The sequence below is a fragment of the Roseateles paludis genome, assembly GCF_039872745.1.
Taxonomy (GTDB): domain Bacteria; phylum Pseudomonadota; class Gammaproteobacteria; order Burkholderiales; family Burkholderiaceae_C; genus Pelomonas; species Pelomonas paludis.
In genome coordinates, this window is the sequence record NZ_JBDPZD010000001.1 from 812,939 (window position 1) to 828,053 (window position 15,115).

13 protein-coding genes are annotated in these 15,115 nt (G+C 68.3%); 10 read left to right on the top strand and 3 right to left on the bottom strand.

Annotated elements, in window-relative coordinates:
* Window positions 1-2: 2 nt before the first annotated feature.
* The 3 genes from ABDJ85_RS03865 to ABDJ85_RS03875 are packed head-to-tail and all read right to left on the bottom strand — an operon-like array spanning window position 3 to window position 3,672.
* Window positions 3-1,523 carry a YifB family Mg chelatase-like AAA ATPase gene (locus ABDJ85_RS03865; RefSeq protein WP_347703414.1) on the bottom strand — a complete coding sequence of 507 codons (1,521 nt, stop codon included), beginning with the start codon at window positions 1,521-1,523 and terminating at the stop codon, window positions 3-5.
* Window positions 1,523-3,007, bottom strand: a complete 1,485-nt coding sequence (locus ABDJ85_RS03870; RefSeq protein WP_347703415.1) for a trypsin-like peptidase domain-containing protein — start codon at window positions 3,005-3,007, stop codon at window positions 1,523-1,525. The genes ABDJ85_RS03865 and ABDJ85_RS03870 overlap by 1 nt, the downstream gene beginning before the upstream one ends.
* Complete coding sequence (locus ABDJ85_RS03875) at window positions 3,004-3,672, bottom strand: hypothetical protein (RefSeq protein WP_347703416.1); 669 nt, start codon at window positions 3,670-3,672, stop codon at window positions 3,004-3,006. The genes ABDJ85_RS03870 and ABDJ85_RS03875 overlap by 4 nt, the downstream gene beginning before the upstream one ends.
* A gap of 530 nt (window positions 3,673-4,202) precedes the next feature.
* Here ABDJ85_RS03875 and ABDJ85_RS03880 point away from each other — a divergent pair.
* The 10 genes from ABDJ85_RS03880 to lpoB all read left to right on the top strand — a co-directional run bounded on the left by ABDJ85_RS03880 (window position 4,203) and on the right by lpoB (window position 15,111).
* A complete protein-coding gene (locus ABDJ85_RS03880) occupies window positions 4,203-4,925 on the top strand; it encodes a TorF family putative porin (protein WP_347703417.1) in 723 nt (240 codons plus the stop codon).
* Between the two features lie 19 nt (window positions 4,926-4,944).
* Window positions 4,945-5,283: a P-II family nitrogen regulator gene (gene glnK, locus ABDJ85_RS03885; RefSeq protein WP_347703418.1), complete on the top strand. Its 339-nt coding sequence runs from the start codon at window positions 4,945-4,947 to the stop codon at window positions 5,281-5,283.
* 26 nt (window positions 5,284-5,309) lie between these two features.
* Window positions 5,310-6,809 (top strand): ammonium transporter, encoded by a 1,500-nt coding sequence (locus ABDJ85_RS03890; protein ID WP_347703419.1) that lies wholly within the window; start codon window positions 5,310-5,312, stop codon window positions 6,807-6,809.
* 190 nt (window positions 6,810-6,999) lie between these two features.
* Window positions 7,000-8,298 (top strand): glutamate--cysteine ligase, encoded by a 1,299-nt coding sequence (gene gshA / locus ABDJ85_RS03895; protein ID WP_347703420.1) that lies wholly within the window; start codon window positions 7,000-7,002, stop codon window positions 8,296-8,298.
* A gap of 164 nt (window positions 8,299-8,462) precedes the next feature.
* Window positions 8,463-10,346: a potassium transporter Kup gene (locus ABDJ85_RS03900; protein ID WP_347703421.1), complete on the top strand. Its 1,884-nt coding sequence runs from the start codon at window positions 8,463-8,465 to the stop codon at window positions 10,344-10,346.
* Window positions 10,347-10,410: 64 nt separating this feature from the next.
* The gene (locus ABDJ85_RS03905; protein WP_347703422.1) at window positions 10,411-12,120 is read left to right on the top strand and encodes an MFS transporter; all 1,710 of its coding nucleotides are present in this window, start codon (window positions 10,411-10,413) and stop codon (window positions 12,118-12,120) included.
* A 199-nt stretch (window positions 12,121-12,319) separates the two neighbouring features.
* A complete protein-coding gene (locus ABDJ85_RS03910; RefSeq protein WP_347703423.1) occupies window positions 12,320-13,864 on the top strand; it encodes a COG3014 family protein in 1,545 nt (514 codons plus the stop codon).
* Window positions 13,865-13,887: 23 nt separating this feature from the next.
* On the top strand, window positions 13,888-14,283 hold the full coding sequence (locus ABDJ85_RS03915; protein WP_347703424.1) for a YcfL family putative periplasmic lipoprotein: 396 nt from the start codon (window positions 13,888-13,890) through the stop codon (window positions 14,281-14,283).
* 17 nt (window positions 14,284-14,300) lie between these two features.
* Window positions 14,301-14,486, top strand: a complete 186-nt coding sequence (locus ABDJ85_RS03920; protein WP_347703425.1) for a hypothetical protein — start codon at window positions 14,301-14,303, stop codon at window positions 14,484-14,486.
* A 19-nt stretch (window positions 14,487-14,505) separates the two neighbouring features.
* Window positions 14,506-15,111 carry a penicillin-binding protein activator LpoB gene (gene lpoB, locus ABDJ85_RS03925; protein WP_347703426.1) on the top strand — a complete coding sequence of 202 codons (606 nt, stop codon included), beginning with the start codon at window positions 14,506-14,508 and terminating at the stop codon, window positions 15,109-15,111.
* The last annotated feature ends 4 nt before the right edge of the window (window positions 15,112-15,115 follow it).

Below are 15,115 nucleotides of genomic sequence, written 5' to 3' on the forward strand. Positions count from 1 at the left end.
GCTCAGTGTTGATGGGCAGAGGGCAAGCCGCGCCGCAGTTGGATGGCCTCGGCCACCTGGGCCGGGCCGATGGCGTCGATGCCGGCGAGGTCCGCCACCGTGCGGGCCACGCGCAGCACGCGATGAAAACTGCGCGCCGACCAGCCGAGCTTTTCGGCCGTGCGGGTGAGCAGGGCCTGGGCGGCTGGGTCGAGCGTGGCGTGCTCGGCCAGCTCCTGGGCGGCCAGCTGCGCATTGGGCTTGCCTTGCCGCGCGCGGGCGCGGACCTGCGCGGCGGCCACGCGCTCGGCCACCTGGGCCGAGGTCTCGCCGGGGGCCAGGGCTTGCAGCTCGGCGGGCGGGATCACCGGCACCTCGATCAACAGGTCGAGCCGGTCCAGGAAGGGGCCACTGAGCTTGCCTTGGTAGCGGCTGACTTGGTCGGGCGTGCAGCGGCAGGCCTTGAGCGGGTTGCCCAAGTGGCCGCAGGGGCAGGGGTTCATGGCCGCCACGAGCTGGAAGCGCGCCGGGAACTCGGCCTGCCGCGCGGCGCGGCTGATGAGGATGCGGCCGGTCTCTAGCGGCTCACGCAAGGCCTCAAGGGCGGTGCGCGGGAACTCTGGGAGTTCATCAAGGAAGAGCACGCCATGCTGGGCCAGCGAGATCTCACCCGGGCGCGGGGGTGAGCCGCCGCCGACGAGGGCGATGCTGCTGGCCGTGTGGTGGGGCGCGCGGTACGGGCGCTCGCCCCAGCGCTCGGGCGAGAAGGCACCGATCAGGCTTTGCACCGCTGCGGCGGCGATGGCTTCGTCGTCCTCCAGCGGCGGCAGCAGGCCCGGCAGGCGCTGCGCGAGCATGGACTTGCCGGTGCCGGGCGGGCCCACCATCAAGAGCGAGTGGCCCCCGGCGGCGGCAATTTCGAGCGCGCGCTTGGGGGCTTGCTGGCCCTTGATGTCGGCCAGGTCAGGCCCGCGCGGCGGCGTGCTGCGCGGCGGGCTGGCGGCGCGGGTGAGGCCTTGCTCGCTGTTCGGCTGCAGGGCAGCGACGACGTCGAGCAGATGCCGGGCCGCGCGCACGTCGAGGCCGTCCACCAAGGCGGCCTCCAGTGCACTGGCTTCGGGCAACAGCAGCGGGCGGGGCTCGGCCTCGCGCCGCACGGCCAGCGCCATCGCCAGGGCGCCGCGCACGGGGCGCAGCTCACCCGCCAGCGAGAGCTCGCCCGCGCACTCGAAGCGCGCGAGTGCGGCCGCATCGAGCTGGCCATTGGCGGCCAGCACGCCCAGCGCAATGGGCAAGTCAAACCGGCCACCCTCTTTGGGCAGGTCGGCCGGTGCCAGATTGACGGTGATGCGCTGGTTGTGGGGGAAGCCGAGGCCGCTGTTCTGCAGCGCGGCACGTACGCGCTCGCGGGCCTCTTTCACTTCGGTGTCGGCCAGGCCCACAACGGTGAAGCTGGGCAGGCCATTGGCCAGGTGGACCTCGACGGTGACGGGCGCGGCGGCAAGGCCGTCCAGCGCGCGGCTGTGGACGATGGCGAGGGACATCAGTAGGTCGGGTAGGTCGAGAGCTGGGTGGCCAGCACGAAGCGCGTCCACTCGCGCAGGTGGGCCATGGCGGCCACGCAATAGGCGTTGGGCGTGGCGGGTAGTGGGCAGTTGGCGAGGCCCGGGTGCTGCACGCGGTTGAGCGTGCTGACGCCGAGGAAGGTGTCGCTGCGCGCCACGAGGGTGCTGAAGGCATGCCCCAGGCCCTCGGGCCGCCGCATGATCACGCCCTTGCGCGCAAACATCAGGCCGGTGGGCTGGCCCAGTGTGGTCGGCTCCATCTGGCCGGTGATGGGGTTGAGGGCGGCGGTGGTGAGCTGCACGTCGAACTGCAGGAACTGCCACGGCATCAGGCGCGCCAGCGCGAGCTGCTCTTCGTACTGCTTGGAGGCGGCAAAGACCGAGACCTGGCCCGGCGCGGGCGTGCCAAACACTACTTGCTCAAACGGCCCTTGCGACGAGCGTGCGACGCAGACGCGCCCCTCGGCGCGCAGCGCGTAGCCGGCCGGCACGATGGCGGTGGCCCCGCTGGCCCGGTGCAGCCAGACCTGGAAGCGCTCGTTGGCCAGCACGGCCGGGTCCTCGCGCGAGATGTTGATCAGGTGCTGCACGCGCGGCCAGTCGTCGGCGCCGCGCATCAGCTCGGCCAGGCTGCGGGTGCCGGTGTCGACAAAGTCGAGGTCGCCACAGCGCAGGCTGCGGTTGGCCGCCAGCGCGGCCGAGACGGCGTTGAAGTCCTGCAGCGTGTAGTGCGTCCGGGCGGGGGTGACGACCTGGTCCACCGGCTCGGTGGAGGCCAGCAGCAGGCGCACGTTCTCGCTGGGCCAGCCCCAGCTGGCCGGTGCGGCGCCCGCCTTGAGGCCCCCAGCCACCACGCCGATCACGGCACCACTGGCGTCGATGATGGGGCCGCCCGACATGCCCGGCTGCAGCGCGACGTTGAAGCGCAGCACCTCGCGGTCGGTGGCGATGCGGCTGCGGTTGCGCACGAGCTCGGTGGCCGCCTCGGGCGGCAGGATGTCGCGCAGGCGCCGGGCGCCCACGGCAAAGCGCACCTCGATGTCGCTGGCGGTGGGCATGTTCAGCGCGTAGCCCAGGCCGGCAAAGACGCTGTCAGGGTCAGGCGCCGTGGCGGCCATGCGCAGCGGGCGGGCGGCGGCGGGCGCTGTCGCCACTTCCAGCAAGGCCAGGTCGCCGGCGGCGTGCACGCGCACGATGCGCGCCGGGCGCAGCTTGTCCTTCTCGGCCCCTTCAAAGCTCACCACCACCTGGCGGCAGCCACCAACGGCGTGGTGTGCGGTGACGATGCGCTCGCCGCGCTCCAGCACAAAGCCGCTGGCGGCGCGGTCGCCGTCGGGGCAGTCGGTGGCGCGCACCTTGACGAGGCTGGCCAGGGCCTGGCGGCGCAGCTCATAGCTGGGCGCAGCGGCCTGGGCGCCCAGCAGCACGGCGGCAAGGCCGAGTGCAGCGCCGATGCGCTTCATGCGGCGCAGAGGTAGAGCGGTGCCACGCGCAGCGCAGCCTCGCGCTCGGGCGCGGGCAGCGCCTGGATGTTTGCTGCTGCACGCTTGGCGGCGTCGCTGCCGGTACCGAGATGGACCAGCAGGTCGGCGGCGCTCGCACGCTCGGCTTGCAGGCGGCGCAGCTCGGTGCAGAAGCCCGGCGCCTCGGCGGCATAGAGCAGCGAGGCGCCGGGGCCGCTGGCCTTGCCGGCCTCGGCCGTGGCCTTGGCGCCCTCCGGCAGCAGGCCAAAGCGCAGGAACTTGAGCAACTGGCGCTGCTCGGCGGGGTCGGTGACGCCGACCTCGGCAATCTGGCGTTTGAGCTCGTTCACGTCGGGCGCCAGCCACTGGTGCGAGCGCAGGTGCAGGCCGGCCAGCAGGCTCAGCGTGGCGGCGATGCCAAAGCCCGCCATGCGCCGCGCGCCCCCGGCGCCCAGGCCCAGCGGCAGCTTCTCGGACAGGCCGAACAGCCCGGCCAGCAGGGCCGTGAGCGCCCCCACCACCGAGCCGACCACCGGCGAGGCCGACAGCCCCACCAGCAGCCCGAGCAGGGTGCCCAGGGCGGCGCCGGCCAGCACATCGAGCCGTGGGTGCGCTGCGGGTGCCGGGGCAGCGGCGGGTGGCGGCGGAGTAGCGGTGTCTCCCATGGGGGCCGAGTCTAGCCAGCCCGTCTCGGACGCGACAGCCGGGCAAGCTAGGAGTCTGCGCGGCAGAGATCCAGGTCCGCGTTGGCCCCGGAAGGGGGGCGAGGCAAGGCGCAGCGCGCCGTCCGGGGTAGCCCCCCGGACAAGCGGTGCAACGCCGAATCGCCCCCCTTCCGGGTCCAACCCTTCGGGCCGGGGCGATTTGCGGGGCCACTCGTCGTTGCCGGCTCGTTGTTGGCGCCGATCCAACGCCTCGCCGGCGCCTAGATTGGCCCCGCAACTCGCCCTGGCGCGGGCCTGGATCTCTGCCGCGCAGACTCCTAGGGCACCGGACTGGACGATCCCGGTGCAAATGCACCAAAGTAGTGTGCGCACCAAGCTGCAGCATGGGCTGAACTGGTGCGTGGCGGGGCATTCTTACCGGGGCTGCTGCCAGGGGCTGGGGGTGTGCGCAGGGCTGGCATGGAAGCTGCAAACCCTCGTCCATCGCTTTCCCCTTTCCGCACTCTTTCCTTTAGTCATCGGAGATTTAGATGAAGAAGACCCTGCTGGCCCTCCTGGCTGCCTCTGCCGCTTTCACCGCGCTGCCTGCCCTGGCTGACGAGGCCCCGGATCCTTTGTCGTTCAACCTGGGTGCCGTGACCGAGTACCGCTACCGCGGCATTGCCCAGAGCCGCCTGAAGCCCGCCCTGCAAGGTGGCGCCGACTACGCAGCAGCCAATGGCTTCTACATCGGCACCTGGGCCTCGACGATCAAGTGGGTCAAGGACGGCGGCGGTGACGGCAACCTCGAAGTCGACGTCTACGGCGGCTACAAGACCGAAGTCGCCCCGGGCGTGACGGTGGACGTCGGCCTGCTGCAATACCTCTACCCCAGCAACAAGCTCAACCCCAGCGCCAACACGCTGGAGGTCTATGGCGCCGTGACCTTCGGCGTCGTGACCGCCAAGTACTCGCACAGCACCTCCAACCTGTTCGGCTTTGCCGACAGCAAGGGCAGCGGCTACCTGGACGTGACGGCCACCTTCGACCTCGGCAACGGCCTGAGCCTGGCCCCGCACATCGGCCACCAGACCGTCAAGCACAACAGCGCGGTGTCCTACACCGACTACTCGATCACCCTGGCCAAGGACTTCTCCGGCCTGGTGCTGAGTGGTGCCCTCGTCGGCACCGATGCCAAGAAGGGCGCCTACGTCGGCGCTGGCAAGGACCTGGCCAAGACCACCTTCGTCGTTGGCCTCAAGAAGACCTTCTGATCGCCAGAGGAACAGTGACATGAAACTCATTACCGCCGTCATCAAGCCGTTCAAGCTCGACGAGGTGCGTGAGGCCCTCAGCGCCATCGGCGTGCAGGGGCTGACCGTGACCGAGGTCAAGGGCTTCGGCCGCCAAAAGGGCCACACCGAGCTGTACCGGGGGGCCGAATACGTTGTTGACTTCCTGCCCAAGGTCAAGATCGAAGCCGCTGTGGCGGACGACGTCGTCGACCGCGTCATCGAGGCCATCGAGTCCTCGGCTCGCACCGGCAAGATCGGCGACGGGAAGATTTTCGTGTCGCCGCTGGATCAGGTCGTCCGGATCCGCACCGGCGAAACCGGCAACGAAGCCCTCTGAGCAACGCACCCGCTGGAGAAACCAAGATGAAAAAACTACTCGCATGCCTTGCCCTGGCGGCGGCGGTGTTCGCACCGTCCGCGTGGGCTCAGGATGCCGCCAGCGCCGCTGCCTCGGCCGTGGCGGATGCGGCTTCGGCCGTGGCTGCAGTCGCAGCGCCTGCCGCTGAGGCCGCCTCGGCCCCCGCGCCGGTGCCCAACAAGGGCGACACCGCCTGGATGATGCTGTCGACCCTGCTCGTCATCCTGATGACCGTCCCCGGCCTGGCTCTCTTCTACGGTGGCCTCGTGCGCAGCAAGAACATGCTGTCGGTGCTGATGCAGGTGATGGTCGGCTTCTCGCTGATCGTGGTGCTGTGGGTGCTGTACGGCTACAGCCTCGCGTTCACCGAGGGCAATGCCTTCATCGGTGGCACGGACCGCCTCTTCATGAAGGGCATCTGGGACAACGTCGCTGGCACCTTCTCGAACGCCGCCACCTTCAGCAAGGGTGTGGTCATTCCTGAAATGGTGTTTGCTGCCTTCCAGGCCACCTTCGCTGGCATCACGGCCTGCCTGATCATCGGCGCCTTCGCCGAGCGCGTGAAGTTCTCGGCCGTGCTCGCCTTCCTGGCCCTGTGGTTCACCTTCAGCTACCTGCCCATCGCGCACATGGTCTGGTTCTGGGCCGGCCCGGATGCCTACACCTCGGCTGACGTGGTGGACAAGGTCAACAGCACCGCTGGCTACATCTGGCAGATGGGTGCGCTGGACTTTGCCGGCGGTACCGTCGTGCACATCAACGCCGCCGTTGCTGGCCTGGTGGGTGCCTACATGGTGGGCAAGCGCATCGGCTACGGCCGTGAAGCCTTCACCCCGCACAGCCTGACGCTGACCATGGTCGGTGCCTCGCTGCTGTGGGTGGGCTGGTTCGGCTTCAACGCCGGCTCCGCGCTGGAAGCCAACGGCTTCGCTGCCCTGGCCTTCATCAACACCTTCGCTGCCACGGCCGCTGCCGTGCTGGCCTGGTGCGTGGGTGAAGCCCTGCTCAAGGGCAAGGCTTCGATGCTGGGTGCTGCTTCGGGTGCTGTCGCTGGCTTGGTGGCCATCACGCCGGCTGCCGGCAACGTCGGTATCGGCGGTGGCCTGGTGATCGGCTTCGTGGCTGGCTTCGCCTGCCTGTGGGGTGTGTCGGGCCTGAAGAAGATGCTCGGCGCGGACGACTCGCTCGACGTGTTCGGCGTGCACGGCATCGGCGGCATCATCGGTGCCCTGCTGACCGGCGTGTTCAACAGCCCGGCCCTGGGTGGCCCGAGCGCCGTCGGTGACTGGGTCACCGCCGCCGCCATCGCCCCGGACGCCTACTCCATCGGCACCCAGTTCCTGACCCAGGCCAAGGCCGTCGGTATCACCATCTTGTGGTCGGGCATTGTCTCGGTCATCGCCTACAAGCTGGTGGACATGACCATCGGCCTGCGTGTCACCGAGGAAGAGGAGCGTGAGGGCCTCGATATCAGCTCGCACGGCGAGACTGCTTATCACAAGTAAGACAAGTAAATCGAACCAAGGGTCGGCGCACACGACCCACCTCGAGCCTGCAAGCCGCCCCTTCGGGGGCGGCTTTTTTCCTTGTCCCGGCGCTTTTTGGCTTTGCAGCTGGGTGCAAGACGACCCGGGGCCTTGTGTTGGATGATGCAGGCCCCATCTGTCTTCGCCCTGCTCCTCAGCCCGCCTCGCCATGGTCCCGCATCTCGTCACTGCACTTACCGGCCCCATCAACGAACTTGAAGCCCGGGTGCTGGAGTCCATGCCGGCCACCGAGCGCTGGTTCCGGCTGGAGTGGATGGAGCACACGCCGCCCTTTTATGCCTCGGTGGACGTGCGCAACGCCGGCTTCAAGCTGGCGCCGGTGGACACCAACCTCTTCCCCAGCGCCTTCAACTTGCTGACCCCGCAGATGCTGCCGCAGGCCGTGCAGGCGGCGATGGCGGCCATCGAGAAGGTCTGCCCCGAGGCGCGCAACCTCGTCGTGGTTCCTGACGCCCCGCTGTGCAACCTGAAGCTCGCCCACCTGGCCACGCTGGCCCGCGTGTTCACCCAGGCTGGGCTCAACGTGCGGCTGGGCACCTTCGACCCCAGCGTCAAGGCGGCCACCACGCTGACCCTGCCCGAAGGCGGCGAGATGACCCTGGAGCCCATGGTGCGCCGCAAGGGCCGCCTGGTGCTGCAAAGCGGTTTTGACCCCTGCACCATCCTGCTCAACACCGACCTGGCCGCTGGCGTGCCGCCGGTGCTGCGCGGCCTGAACGAGCAATACCTGCTGCCGCCGCTGCACGCCGGCTGGACGGTGCGGCGCCGCAGCCGCCACTTCGAGGCCTACGAGGAACTGGCCAAGCGCTTTGCCAAGTTGCTGGGCATGGACCCCTGGCTGATCCACCCCAGCACCAGCCTGGTCACCGGCCTGGACATGTCGGCCGCGCAGGGCCTGGAGCAGTTGCAGGCCGAGGCCGACGCCCAGCTCACCAAGGTGCGCCGCAAGTACAAGGACTACGGCATCCAGGACAAGCCCTTCGTCGTGCTCAAGAGCGATGTCGGTACCAATGTCGGCGTGATGACCGTGCGCGACCCCAAGGAGATCGCCGGCCTCAACGAGCGCTGCCGCGGCTGCCTGTCCTCGGGCCAGCAGGGCGAGGTGTTCCGGGACTTCCTGGTGCAGGAGGGCGTGCCCACCTTCGAGCGCGTGCACGACGCCGTGGCCGAGCCCGTGGTCTACACCATGGACCGCTATGTGGTGGGCGGCTACTACCGTGTGCATGCCCAGCGCGGCGTGGACGAAAGCCTCAACGTGCCCGGCTCCAGCTTCGTGCCCCTGGCCTTTACCGAGGCCCAGCAGCTGCCTCGCTTGGGCGAGCGGCCCGGCGCCAGCGTGCCCAACCGCTTCTACATGTACGGCGTGGTGGCGCGCCTGGCGCTGCTGGCCGCCGCCTACGAGCTGGAAGCCACCGACCCGCTGGCCGAGACGCTCGAAACCGCCTGAGGCGCCACCCGCAACGCTGGACGCGCCACGCCGTTCTTTAAGCCCGTCCCGGGCCCCGGTCAAGCCACGTTTGCGTGGAATGTTGCGCTGCACAAAGCTAGGGGTTCGGGCGCAGAATGGCGCCTTTAGAACATTGAGCCGCTCCTGCTTGCGGCCCTTCTCACGTGAGTGCTTCCCACGCGGCTCGCAGCCCTTCGGCGCTGGCGGGTCTCACCCTCGGTGCCCTGGGGGTGGTCTATGGCGACATCGGCACCAGCCCGCTGTACGCCCTCAAAGAAGTCTTCCACGGCGGCCACATCGCCGCCACGTCCGAGAACATCCTCGGCGTGCTGTCCCTGCTCTTCTGGACCATCACCGTCGTCGTCTCGATCAAGTACGTGCTCTTGATCCTGCGGGCCGACAACAACGGCGAAGGCGGCCTCATCGCCATGCTGGCCCTGGCCACCACCGCTGTGAAGGGCCAACCCGCGCTGCGCCGCGTGCTGATGACCGTGGGCCTTTTTGGCACCGCCATCTTCTTTGGCGACGCCGTCATCACCCCGGCCATGACGGTGCTCGGCGCGGTCGAGGGCATCGACGTCTATGCCCCCGAGTACCACGACGCCATCCTCCCCCTCACCCTGATCGTCATCGCCGGCCTGTTTGCCGTGCAGCGCTTTGGCACCGGCGGCATCGGCAAGGCCTTCGGGCCCGTGATGCTGGCCTGGTTCCTGGTGCTGGCCCTGCTGGGCCTGCCGCGCGTGCTGGAGAACCCCAGCGTGCTGGCCGCCATGAACCCGCTGCATGCGATCGAGTTCTGCCTGCACCAGGGCTGGGTGGCCTTCGTCGGCCTCGGTGCGGTGGTGCTGGTCGTCACCGGCGGTGAGGCCCTCTACGCCGACCTCGGCCACTTCGGCAAAAAGCCCATCCGCATCGCCTGGTACGGCGTCGTGATGCCGGCCCTGGTCATCAACTACTTCGGGCAGGGCGCCATGCTGCTGCAAGAGCCCGAGGCCATCCAGAACCCCTTTTTCCACCTCGCGCCCAGCTGGGCCGAGATCCCGCTCTTCCTGCTCGCCACGGCGGCGGCCATCGTGGCCTCGCAGGCCCTCATCACCGCGGCCTTCTCGGTCACCAAGCAGGCCATCCAGCTCGGCATCCTGCCGCGCATGCGCATCCTGCACACCAGCGTGCGCGACACCGGCCAGATCTACGTCCCCTTCATCAACTGGATGCTGTTTGGGCTTGTCGTCGTGGCCGTCAGCTTCTTCGGCTCGGCCAGCCGCTTGGCCGGTGCCTATGGGGTGGCCGTCACCATCGACATGACCATCACCACGGTGATGACCTTCTTCGTCATCCGCTTTGGCTGGAAGTACCCGCTGGTGCTGTGCGCGGCCGCCACAGGGCTGTTCTTCCTGATCGACGTCACCTTCCTCGCCTCCAACCTGCTCAAGATCGCCGCAGGCGGCTGGTTCCCGCTGCTCATCGGCGTCTGCATGTTCACGCTGATGCTCACCTGGCGGCAGGGGCGCAAGATGCTGTCCGACAAGCTGCGTGAGGACGCCATCGAGCTGCCCTCCTTCCTCGACGCGGTCTTCCTCAGCCCGCCCACGCGCGTGGCGGGCACGGCGGTGTTCCTGTCGGCCGAGCTGGGCATCACGCCCAATGCGCTGATGCACAACCTCAAGCACAACAAGGTGCTGCACGAGCAGAACGTCTTCGTCACCGTGCGCCACCACGAGGTGCCCTGGATCGGCTTTGACAAGCGCTGCGAGGCCGAGTCCCTGGGGCACAACTGCTGGCAGGTGACCCTGCACTTCGGCTTCAAGAACGAGCCCGACGTGCCCGAAGCCCTGGCCCAGCTCAAGAGCCATGGCGTGCAGCTGGAAGAGATGGAGACCAGCTACTTCCTCAGCCGCGACATCGTCATCCCCACCATCGGCGCCGGCATGGCGCTGTGGCGCGAGAAGCTCTTCGCCGGCATGCACCGCAACGCGGCCGCAGCGGCCGACTTCCTGCATCTGCCCACCAACCGCATCGTCGAGCTGGGCAGCAAAGTAGAGATCTAGCTCTATCGAGGGAGAGGCAAAACCCGGCTGCCTGGCAGCGCGGCGCTCCTGACAATCGCGCCCCATGCTGCTGCCAAATCTCCTTGCCTCCCGACGCGGGCGCCTCGGCGCCTTCTTCGCCCTCTATGTGACCGAGGGCATCCCCCTCGGCTTCGCCATCACCGCCATCGCCTACTACCTGCGCAAGCAGGGCGTGGGCCCGGCCGAGATTGGCGCCTTCGTCGGCTCCTTCTACGTGCCCTGGGCGTTCAAGTGGGCGTTCGGGCCCTTTGTGGACGTGTTCCGGTCCAAGCGCTTCGGCCACCGCCGGGCCTGGATCATTGCCATGCAGCTGCTGCTCTCGGCCACCCTGGCGGTGCTGGTGGTGTTCGATCTGCCGGCCCAGCTCGGGCTCTTCACGGCCGTGCTCTTCGTGCACAACACCTTCGGGGCGATTCAGGATGTGGCCATCGACAGCCTGGCCTGCAACACCCTGCACGAGGACGAGCGCGGTCTGGCCAACGGCCTGATGTTTGCCGGCGCCGCCATCGGGCAAGCCATCGGGGGATCGGGCGTCCTCTTCATGACGGCCTATACCGGCTTCCAGTCCAGCTTCTTCTTCGTGGCGGGCTCCATCCTGCTCATCACCTTCTTCATCGTGCTGCCGATGAAGGAGTCCGCCGTGCAGCGCATCCAGGGCGCTGCGGGTGAGGCAGGCGAGGCGGGTGCGTCCGGGGAGTCCGAGCCCTCCGGCGGCGGCCTGCGCCAGGCAGGGCGCGAGATGCGCGAGTTCGCCGTCACATCCTTCCGCTCCTTCATGGGCACCCGTGGCGCCTTTGCCGGCGTGGGCTTTTGCCTGCTGCCCATGGGCGCCATGGCCCTGGGGCTCGCGCTGCGCTCCAACCTCAGCGTCGAGTTCGGGCTCGACGAGAACGAAACCGCCCAGCTCGAGCTCTGGAGCAACATCGTCACCGCCATCGGCATGGTGCTGGGCGGCTGGCTGTCCGACAAGCTCGGCCGCCGCAGCACCCTGTTCGTCTACTTCTGCCTCATGAGCCTGCCCACCGCCTGGCTCGCCTGGAAGCTGCAGCAACTTGGCTACGTCATGCCGCGCCCAGCCGGTGCCCGCCAGCCTGAGTTTGCGCTGCTGCTGTGGATCGCCAGCCTCGTCTACAACGTCTTCAACGGCCTCATGTACGGCACCCGTGCCGCCATCATGATGGACGTCACCAACCCCAAGGTGGCCGGCACCCAGTTCACCGCCTACATGGCCATGTCCAACCTGGCCATCGCCGTTGGTGCCACCTGGCAAGGCATCACCATCGAGGCCTTCGGCTATCCCGTCACCCTCGGCATCGACGCCGCCGTCGGCCTGCTGCTGCTGCTGCTGCTGCCCATGATCCGCCCCCCGCGCGAAGGCGAGGAAGCGGCCGACGCCCCCGCGCGCCGCGCCCGCGGGTCCGCCTGGGTGCTGGCCCTGCTGTGCCTGGCCTGGCTGCCCTTCAGCCAATGGGGTGAGGCTTTTGGCAAGGCGCGCGGCGTGGTGGACCTGTTCTTCACCCTCATCTTCGTGATGAGCGCCGTGCTGCTCACCGCCGCCTGGGCCATGCTGCCGCGTCAGCCCCTCACCCGCGCCGCCCCCTGGATCGCGCTCGCCCTGTTGGCCGTCTACGTCCGCAAGTTCTTCGACCCTGGGCTGCCTGTGCAGCTGGCCACCGGCGTGGTCGCCCTGGCGGGCGCGGCCTTGCTGCTCGGCCTGGCGCGCCAGCGCTGGAGTGAGTTGAGCTTGAGCTGAGCTGACGCTGCTGTCGCCGCCCGCTCGCGTCGCCCGCCGTGGCTCGCACGATATGAAATTCGCCCGAAAGGCTCACGCAAAGCGCCCTTCGGGCTAGGGATTCGCTTGTGATTTTCACCGGGGCTTTTTTGCGGACGCGCTGATACATTGACCCGCCTTTGCCGCCACGGCCCTGAGGAGGGGATCCATGCCTACAACAATGTCGCGCCTTCGCATGCTCGGGGCGCTAGTCATCGTCGTTTTGCTCTCGGGCTGCGCGGCGACACAAAGCCACGACAAGCACGCCGAAAACGTGCAGCAGGCTGCGCGCTCTGGCGGTGGCTTTGCCGCCGCCCTGGCCCAGCACGAAGCCAGTGCCACCTCTGACGACCAGAAGAAGGCCCTGCTCTACAACCTGGAGCGCGGCGAGCTGCTGGCACTGAACCGCCGCTACGCCGACAGCATCGAGGCCCTGACCCTGGCCGACGTCAAGGTCAAGGAATGGGAAGAAGCCGCCAAGACCAGCCCCGACAAGCTGCTGGGCACCCTCGGCGCCGCCACCATCAGCGAGCGGCTCAAGCCCTATGAGGGGCAAGACTACGAAAAGGTCTTCCTGACCACGCGTCTGGCCCTGAACCGGCTGGTGCTGGGTGACCTGGACAACGCCCGCGTCGAGATCAAGCGCACGCACGAGCGCGAGGCCGTGATCGCCGAGTTCCGCGCCAAGGAAACCGCCAAGGCCGAGGCCGAGGCCAAGGAGAAGGGCGCTGATGCCAAGGGCAAGGAGCTCAACGGCTACCCGGTCGAGACCCTGAACGACCCGGCCGTGCTCAAGCTCAAGAACGGCTACCAGAACGCGCTCAGCCACTACCTCAGCGGCTTCGTCTACGAAGTGCTCGGTGAAGACGGCCTGGCCGCCCCGGGCTACCGCAAGGCCATCGAGCTGCGCCCCGAAGTGCCGCTGCTGGAAGAAGGCCTGCGTGGCCTCGACCAGCGCACCTCCTTCACCCACAAGCGCCGCCAGGCCAAGACCGACGTGCTGCTGATCGTCGAGGCTGGCACCTCGCCAGCGCGCAAGCCCAAGGCCTTCACGGTGCCGGTGCCTATTTCCGGCCGCCTCAATTCGGTCAGCATCTCCTACCCCGTGATCGAGCCCTCCAAGGAGCCGCTGCTCACGGGCCTCACCCTGGGCGGCGCCGACTTCAAGCTGGAGCCGGTGGTCGATGTGGACCTGATGGCCCGCCGCGCCTTGAGCGACGAGATGCCCGGCATGGTGCTGCGCGGCATCACCCGCGCCATCGTCAAGGGCACGGTCCAGAACGAGCTGCAAAAGCGTGCCGGCCTGTTTGGCGCCGTGGTGGGCCTGGCCGCGTCGGTCGTCACCGAGCAGGCCGACGACCGCATGTGGCGCATGCTGCCCGGCCGCGTCTACCTGGCGCGTGGCTATCTGGAGCCCGGCGAGCACCGCCTGGTCTTCAATGGCCAGCCCGTGGGCGAGCCCATCAAGATCGATGGTCAGTACGCCGTGCTCAACCTGCGCCTCTTCGAAGGCCAGTGGGTGGCGCACGACGTGGCCAAGTTCGGCCGCCTGGTGGCGCCGCCCCCGGCAGCTGCTGCGCCTGCGGCCACCTCGGCCGTGGTTTCGGGTAAGGTTGAGGCGCCCGCTGCGGTCAAGCCGGCCGCCAAGCCCGCTGCTGCCAAGCCGGCAGCCAAGCCTGCGGCAGCCCCGGCCAAGCCGGCAGCAGCGGCCTCCAAGCCCAATTGATCGAGCGACCCAGGAGCGCAATGATGAATCGCAGGATCCTTTCCCTGGCCGCAGCCGCCTGTGTAGCCATGCTGGCCACCGCGCTGCCGGCCCAGGCCGACGACGACACCACCAGCCCCGCCATTGCCGCCAAGCTGGCGCTGCGCGGCAAGCCCAATGGCGTCAAGGTCGCCGAGATGCGCCTGGTGCGCAAGGCCGATGTGCTGGTGGTGCAGGCCGACCTCTACAACGTCACCAAGAAGAACCGCACGGTCTTCTACCGCTTCCGCTGGCTCGACAGCGACGGCAGCCAGGTCGGCGATGGCGAGGCCTGGAAGCAACTGCCCGTGATGGGCGAGCAGACCCAGACCATCAAGGGCGTGGCGCCCACCTCGGCCGTGGTCGATCTGCGCCTCGAAATGAACGTCGAAATCAACTGACCCCCGGGAGACCCGCCATGACCACCCGTACCTCTTTCGTTGTGCTGGCCGCCGCCTTGGCCGCTTCCCTGCTTTGCGGCTGTGAGACCGTGTCCTCGCCCGTCGTGCGCCTGCAGCGCCAGGTCAACCACGCGGATGCCCAGCCCGCTGCGCCCGCCCAGCAGGCCACGCCCGCCCCGGCCCAGGACGCCGCCGCTCACTGATTCCAAGAAGGACCCCGTCATGAAACTCAAGACCTCCCTGGCCGTGCTGCTGCCGGTGCTGGCCGCCCTGAGCCTGAGTGCCTGTGAAACCGTCTCCTCGCCCGTTGTGCGCCTGCAGCGCCAGGTCAACTACGGCGACGCCAAGTCCACCGAGCTGGTCACCAACGAATTCGGCTCCACCGACCTGCAGATGATTGCCGAGAAGATGGTTGGCAGCCTGCTTGAGACCGGCATCTTCCAGGGCCGTCCCACGGTGACCATCTCCACCGTCAAGAACAAGACCAGCGAGTACATCGACACCACCAATGTCATGAACTCCATCCAGACGGCATTGGTCAAGTCCGGCAAGGTGCGCTTCACCCGCTCCATCCAGGAAATGCAGGCCGGCGTTGACGAGCTGCAGCGCCAGAACCAAAGCGGCCTCTACAAGAACAACACCACCGCCAAGGTGGGCCAGATGACGGCGGCCAAGTACCAGCTCGAAGGCGAGCTGACCTCCATCGTCAAGCAAAACTCCTCGACCAAGGATGTGTTCTACAAGTTCACGCTGAAGATGTTCGACGTGGCCGAGGGCACCATCGAGTGGCAAGAGGAAAAAGAAATCCGCAAGACCACCAAGCGCTGAGGAG

Excerpts from the sequence above, each read along its gene's own strand:
- glnK (WP_347703418.1), top strand. The coding sequence starts at position 4,945 with ATGAAACTCATTACCGCCGTCATCAAGCCGTTCAAGCTCGACGAGGTG.
- lpoB (WP_347703426.1), top strand. The coding sequence starts at position 14,506 with ATGAAACTCAAGACCTCCCTGGCCGTGCTGCTGCCGGTGCTGGCCGCC.
- ABDJ85_RS03905 (WP_347703422.1), top strand. The coding sequence starts at position 10,411 with ATGCTGCTGCCAAATCTCCTTGCCTCCCGACGCGGGCGCCTCGGCGCC.
- ABDJ85_RS03890 (WP_347703419.1), top strand. The coding sequence starts at position 5,310 with ATGAAAAAACTACTCGCATGCCTTGCCCTGGCGGCGGCGGTGTTCGCA.
- gshA (WP_347703420.1), top strand. The coding sequence starts at position 7,000 with ATGGTCCCGCATCTCGTCACTGCACTTACCGGCCCCATCAACGAACTT.
- ABDJ85_RS03915 (WP_347703424.1), top strand. The coding sequence starts at position 13,888 with ATGAATCGCAGGATCCTTTCCCTGGCCGCAGCCGCCTGTGTAGCCATG.
- ABDJ85_RS03920 (WP_347703425.1), top strand. The coding sequence starts at position 14,301 with ATGACCACCCGTACCTCTTTCGTTGTGCTGGCCGCCGCCTTGGCCGCT.
- ABDJ85_RS03875 (WP_347703416.1), bottom strand. The coding sequence starts at position 3,672 with ATGGGAGACACCGCTACTCCGCCGCCACCCGCCGCTGCCCCGGCACCC.
- ABDJ85_RS03870 (WP_347703415.1), bottom strand. The coding sequence starts at position 3,007 with ATGAAGCGCATCGGCGCTGCACTCGGCCTTGCCGCCGTGCTGCTGGGC.
- ABDJ85_RS03880 (WP_347703417.1), top strand. The coding sequence starts at position 4,203 with ATGAAGAAGACCCTGCTGGCCCTCCTGGCTGCCTCTGCCGCTTTCACC.
- ABDJ85_RS03910 (WP_347703423.1), top strand. The coding sequence starts at position 12,320 with ATGTCGCGCCTTCGCATGCTCGGGGCGCTAGTCATCGTCGTTTTGCTC.
- ABDJ85_RS03865 (WP_347703414.1), bottom strand. The coding sequence starts at position 1,523 with ATGTCCCTCGCCATCGTCCACAGCCGCGCGCTGGACGGCCTTGCCGCC.